This is a genomic window from Oleiphilus sp. HI0061 (genome assembly GCF_001635675.1).
The window spans coordinates 1-6,379 of the sequence record NZ_LWFE01001115.1; the positions used below are offsets into that span (position 1 = coordinate 1).

The following is a 6,379-nucleotide window of genomic DNA, read 5'->3' on the forward strand; positions in this document are numbered from 1 at the left end:
CGACTACATAAGCTCTAAGCGAGACCTTGTACTGATAAAGCTTCTAATTCTGACTTTCATATTGACGGTACTATCCGGCTTCTTAATTTCTTATAGCTTCGCATTAAAAAGTACATTTATCGCTGTAAGCTTTATGGTAATGACCGGCTTTTACCTTGGTGTGAAATACTGGCTAAAAGGGATTAAAACTGCTCGTTATTTTGCTTTGGCCTGGTTTAGCTATTTAGGTGCGGTCATTATTTTCCTATTAGAAAATAACCGAATTATAGAACCAAATATTTTCAATGAAAACGCATTATCCCTTGGCACTCTAATCGAGCTGACACTTCTCTCTATCGCATTCGCTGACAGGTTAAATTATGAAAAAGACTTGCGAGTTGAAGCTCAAGATGCACTACTCGATGCGCAAATCAAAATGAATCAGGATTTAGATAAAATCGTTAAATCACGCACCGAAGCGCTCGAAGAAGCGAATACGCAGCTTAAGGAACTAAGCGTAACTGACGGCCTTACTAGTCTAAAGAATCGCTACTATTTCGATAAGACCTTTAAGAAAGAAATTCACCGTGCTGCGAGGGACAGCCTCAGCTTTTCAGTTATTATGATCGATATAGATCACTTTAAGGTCCTTAATGATAAATACGGACATTTGTATGGTGACTACTGTCTAACTCGCTCTGCCGAGCTGATAAAAGCAGTTATCCATCGACCTTCGGATACCGTCGCACGCTATGGCGGTGAAGAAATAGCAGTGCTTCTACCCAATACGACATTAGACGGTGCTATGCGACTTGCCGAGCGCATACGTGAGCAGTTCAAAGAAAACGAGTTTTTGGATTCGGGCATTTCAACCTTTTTAACTGTGAGCATTGGTGTATCCAACGCCACCCCTACTACAGACACAATCAAGCACGCGATTAAACTATTGGATATTGCCGATCAATGCCTGTATAAAGCAAAGGAAGCTGGGCGCGATCGAGTAATAGGCCAGAAATGCTATTTCGAGTAATACAGTGCCACTTTATCGTGGCCACTCACTGAAACACTCTCGCACTAATTCGACAAACGCCTCCTCACAAACACTAGCCATATTAAAATGAGAGTTTAAGGAATTATGTTCACAGGCATCGTTCAAGGTAAAGCAAGCATTCTTGAAATTTCAGGTACAGACAATCTAAAAACATTAAAAATAGGTTTTCCTGATGGCGCATTGAAAAACATAAGTAAAGGCGCAAGTATTGCAATTAACGGCACTTGTCTGACCGCTACCGCCTTTGATCTTGAGCAAAACTGGGCGAACTTCGACGTAATGCTCGAGACACTTAAACTAACAAACCTTGGCTCGCTACAAGAAAGCGACCAAGTTAACTTTGAGCGAGCCGCGGCTATTGGTGATGAGATAGGCGGCCATCTAATGTCTGGGCATATCCATTGCAGCGTTGAAATATGTAAAATTGACTCAGCTAACGATGTCCATACAGTTTATTTCACAACACCCGAAAATCTCCAAAAATACCTCCTACCTAAAGGCTTTGCCGGATTAAATGGCTGCAGTCTAACACTAGGCGAAGTATCTAATGAGTCCTTTAGCGTTCATCTAATACCTGAAACACTAGAGGTAACAACCTTTGGTGAACTCAAGGTAGATGATGCAGTGAACCTAGAAATTGACCCTCAAACTCAGACCATCGTTGATACCGTGGAGCGATTCATGAGCACAAAAAAGCCAGCTTAAATGCTGGCTTTAGGTCTAATCGTATCAAGCAAATATTCTAATGTGCCGAAATGACGAGTGAAGTATCCGAGATATGGAAATCAGTAAAGTAGACAGAACCGATGCTTTGACCTGTATCTCCGAAAGAGACATGGGGTAGATCCCAATCCCACGCAACGTTTATATCGTAGATTGCTTGGCCATCAACATGAATCAAAGCATCCCCATCTTTATGGATGATGTGTTGCGCTGCAGCCAACTTACTTTGAACACTTGCAAAGCCAAAACTACCAAGCGTATCATTCCCACGTTCATTATGAATTCTCATATCACGCAGTGTTAAATAAGGGTTTGTTACTGAGCGAGGTATGATTGTATTGGTCGCATTGTTCGTACTATCAATATCCAAATCTTCTACACGAAATTTCGCATCGATCCCCAGATATGAATCAGCTAGCAATATATTTCTTGGCTTACCATTCGAAGAATTGCCGGTCGTATCATGAAAGTCATTTCCTTGGTTTTTAATAACTATATCTAAATAACCTAGGTAAGCTTCCACTGAGAAATTCTTGCTTAAGGCAGTCTCAACACTGCCGTCTGAAGCACGTATACCAAACTCGGCTTCCTGAATATGTAGATCAACAGCATTTTTATAATTATCAAGATTTGATGCGTGCGTAGACGGTGGAGGTGGAGTATTGCCAGTGAGGACGGCATCACTGAACCCAAGGTCTTGTGACGTAACGTGAATAAGCACATCGCCATCGCCGTACTGCTTCCCAAACCCACCAGCACCATCAGCATACTCATTGATAGCCCAGGCAACATCAGTTTCACTCGTATCAAAAAAACCAGCAGTGGCCAGGAGCGCAACATCGGAAAACCCTGTTGCCAATGTTTCGTTACCATCTGTCACGTCAATTTTTGCGCGAAGGTTGTCTACTAAGCCGCCACCGATTCCAGTCAAGGAGTAATCTTTCGTATACATAGAACCAGCATCTACATATTCGAACTCGCCGATATGTACCCTTGTTTCTATATCAATAGTCAAACCAGCTTTACCCGTAACGTTAGATAATGAGCTATCGTCAAGGAATTGTAACTCAGCAAACGCGCACGGCGACGTAAGGCCCACCACTAAAGCACAGCTTTTAGCAGCTACAGGAATTTGCTTGAATATATTCTTGTTATTTTTGGCTATTACAGCCCTACCCGTCTTCATGAGTACTCCTGAGGGTTAGGTGGAATCTCCACCTATTCAGTATTCCTTGTGCTCAAGTCGATAAGCTATAGTAATATTTATAAGCCGACCAACAGTCACATATATATGTAAAATATCACATACCGTTACATGCACCAATGGTTTATGCTTTAGAAGCAGGGCAAGTAATAGTCAATAAAACATATTTGTGAGCCAGTTCAAATTTTAGTATGAACATTCTAATTCTAAGAAGTATTATCTAACCCAATGAACGCAATTCATTTTTTCAGGTTTTTATCGCTAGCGTAAAGCTAGAGTGGACTCGCCCTTGCAATGCAAGGGCTTTTTTTTGCTTATAAATAATTCAAGCTTCAGCGAAAGGCCTTATACACACGAAACTTAGTGGTTTCAGCCAATACATCGCAGCGCCCCATGCTCGCCTCAATAATCGATGCATATTTAAGAAAAGAATTCGCAACTAAAAGAAAAGGTGCGTGCTTTGTCAATTTATCTTTGGCACCTTTAATAAACCCCTCAGTAGTTGTGTATTCAGTATCTACACCTTGATGGAATGGCGGGTTCGTCACTAAGGCGTTAACCCTACCTTTTACCTCAGCCCAGCCATCACTGGGGTAAATATCTACATCTATGTTATTTAGCCGCGCAGTTTCTTCAGCGCACTTTAGGGCCAACAAATTAATATCAACCATTTCCAGCTTAATACCTGGATTGAGCAGTTTTGTATAACACCCTAGTACGCCACTACCACAACCAAAGTCCAATACTCGCCCCTCTAGACGGGTAAACATATTCGCCAGTAGTAGCTCAGTACCCTCATCGAGCTCACCGATACTAAACACACCTGGTATAGCAGCCACTTTTAAGGATATGTCATTCACCTCAACATCAAATGATGTCATCCAATCTTTTAAGCTAAACGGCTCGACTTTTTGATCTAGGCTTGCATGCCACAATTGACAGTGTTTAGCTGAATCAATCTTGCTAGCATCACTGCTATATGAGCTTAACTTCTTAGCCGCACTAGCAATTCCGGCTTTTTTCTCACCCACGAGATAGATATCACCACCTTGACACAACAGAGGCGTAACATAGGCCAAGATAAGGTCCAACTCTGCCTTTGCTTTTGGGATGTGAATGATCACCGCATCACAAGCCTCAAGACCTTCATTACCCAAACTAAATAAGACTTTGTTACCAAGAGAGTTTTTTAAAGACCGATATACTCGATAATCAAAGGTAATTACCTTTTCAGGATTTAAATACTCAAGAGGATCACCAGGGGGTGGACCAAAAATAATCAACTTTCTGCACTGGGAAAACTGTTCTGAATTGCGTTCAATAACCTTTGATCTTACGTGCATCTAATCACTCTCGTCTTTAATATGGGATTGATCCACTTCAAATGGCATTTTATCTCTCTCCAACTCAATGGAACTAAAGTGAAACCGTAAGTGGCTGTATCGCTCGGCGATAATCGTATTTTTTGGGACGTCAAAGCGCTTTACGGCTCGAATTGCACGAACAACCGAGTCATCCAAAGCAGGGAGACCACTCTGCAAGAAGATAAATACATCAACGACATTTCCGTATTCGTCCAGCTCTAGCTTTGCAACACCTCTATGCATTTGCCTACCTTTGTATGGATTATTCCATTTTTCGTTAACCTGCTTATTCATTCTTTCAAGAAATTTATTAACCATACGCAGTTCTTCACTTTCTTGTTCGCTATATGGTTGTTCAACAGTTACGTTCTCAAGTTCATCTTCACCGAGCAAGCTGATATTCCCAACAACATGAGTGTCTGGGTTTCCTTGACTCTTTTCCTCTAAAAGAACGGTATCAGCCTCATATTCACCATATACATCTTCCATATACGAAGGAATAATGGAGCTCTCCTCTACATTGTTACGCTCATCCATGTCATTCAGCTGTGAAGATTGTTCAGCCACTTTATTAACACCTTTAGTACTCGTATCTAACAGATTCCGGCTTATTGACTCAGTTTCATCTGTTTGGTTCTGTGTTTTTTTCTCAGAGGCCGCCAGATCATCTGAAGGGTCAGGCAACTGACTCCATTTCTCAGGCTCCTCATTTAAAATACTTTTATTCGCTAGCTGCTCTCCGCGCTCGACCCCGCCATCACCAAAAAACACCTCTTTGGCCTCTCGATTTGTTTGATTACTGGACGAAAACTCCTGTGCATTATGCACCGGAGAAAAATAATCCGAATCCTGATTCGGTTCTGGCTCTGGCTCTGGTTCTGGCTCTGGTTCTGGTTCTGGTTCTGGTTCTGGTTCTGGTTCTGGTCCTGGTTCTGGTTCTGGTTCTGGTCCTGGTTCTTCTAAGTGATGTTTTATCAATTTAATTTGGACGACAGACGTTTCTTCGACTTCATTCTCACTATGTTGCGTTCGCCACACATAAAAGATTAAAGCGAGCAAATGTATGATAATACTTACAGCAAGTAGAACACCAAAACGCCAACGATCTTTTATCTTGTCCACACCCAAAACGAAGATACCTAACGCTTAAAACTAGTTAGCAAAATCAGACTCACCGTAATAGAGCAAACCCTTTCGATATAAAAAATAGTTTCTAACCTTTGGATCGATTGGTGGCGCAAGTCTCCCAGTTTTTAATAAAGCTTCCATAAATGCCTTATCTAGATCTTCACTTCCAGAACGCTGTTTAAATACAACATTATAAAAATAGCCTTCACTGTCCTGTAAATATGTAATTTGACCGTAATAGGTTTTACCAACATCTCTGTAACTTCTTTTCGGTCTTACCAGGTTGCTTTCAATTTTTTTAAAGCCTTGCTTCAAATAGTCACTCGCAATGAGCTTATGCCTAGGTGACATTGATTGTTCAATCTGCTTAGCTTTGACGGCTCCATACTTATATAAAACCTCACCCTCTTTAGTCAGTACGAAGTTTTGCCTAAGCGTTTTCTTATCTATTAGATATTCTGAACCCGGTATGCCATCTACAAGTCTTTGACGCGGCTTAATAGTCTTTAAATTCGAAGCCTGACCGGAACCTTTGTGGCTGGAAGCACCACCCGATTTCTCTGCTTTGGCCTTCTCTGCTTTGGCCTTCTCTGCTTTGGCCTTCTCTGCTTTGGCCTTCTCTGCTTTAGCTTTCTCTGCTTTAGCTTTCTCTGCTTTAGCTTTCTCTGCTTTAGCCTTCTCTGCTTTAGCCTTCTCTGCTTTGGCTTTTTCTGCTTTAGCCTTCTCAGCTTTAGCCTTCTCAGCTTTAGCCTTCTCAGCTTTAGCCTTCTCAGCTTTAGCCTTCTCTGCTTTGGCTTTCTCTGCTTTAGCTTTCTCTGCTTTAGCTTTCTCTGCTTTAGCTTTCTCTNCTTTAGCTTTCTCTGCTTTAGCTTTCTCTGCTTTAGCTTTCTCTGCTTTAGCTTTCTCTGCTTTAGCTTTCTCTTCTGTTAA

5 protein-coding genes are annotated in these 6,379 nt (G+C 41.6%); 2 read left to right on the forward strand and 3 right to left on the reverse strand.

Going from position 1 to position 6,379, the window contains the following annotated elements; genetic code table 11:
- On the forward strand, nucleotides 1-1,009 hold a 1,009-nt coding region (locus A3735_RS16425; protein ID WP_156499719.1), incomplete at its 5' end, for a diguanylate cyclase.
- 105 nt (nucleotides 1,010-1,114) lie between these two features.
- Nucleotides 1,115-1,735 (forward strand): riboflavin synthase, encoded by a 621-nt coding sequence (locus A3735_RS16430; RefSeq protein ID WP_068510525.1) that lies wholly within the window; start codon nucleotides 1,115-1,117, stop codon nucleotides 1,733-1,735.
- A 37-nt stretch (nucleotides 1,736-1,772) separates the two neighbouring features.
- Here the strand turns inward: A3735_RS16430 and A3735_RS16435 are convergent, their stop codons facing one another.
- From A3735_RS16435 to A3735_RS16445, 3 genes are all read right to left on the reverse strand, one after another.
- Nucleotides 1,773-2,939 (reverse strand): DUF6160 family protein, encoded by a 1,167-nt coding sequence (locus A3735_RS16435; RefSeq protein WP_068510524.1) that lies wholly within the window; start codon nucleotides 2,937-2,939, stop codon nucleotides 1,773-1,775.
- Between the two features lie 350 nt (nucleotides 2,940-3,289).
- Nucleotides 3,290-4,300 carry a methyltransferase gene (locus A3735_RS16440; protein ID WP_068510522.1) on the reverse strand — a complete coding sequence of 337 codons (1,011 nt, stop codon included), beginning with the start codon at nucleotides 4,298-4,300 and terminating at the stop codon, nucleotides 3,290-3,292.
- A complete protein-coding gene (locus A3735_RS16445) occupies nucleotides 4,301-5,443 on the reverse strand; it encodes a TonB C-terminal domain-containing protein (RefSeq protein ID WP_156491882.1) in 1,143 nt (380 codons plus the stop codon).
- Between the last annotated feature and the right edge of the window lie 936 nt (nucleotides 5,444-6,379).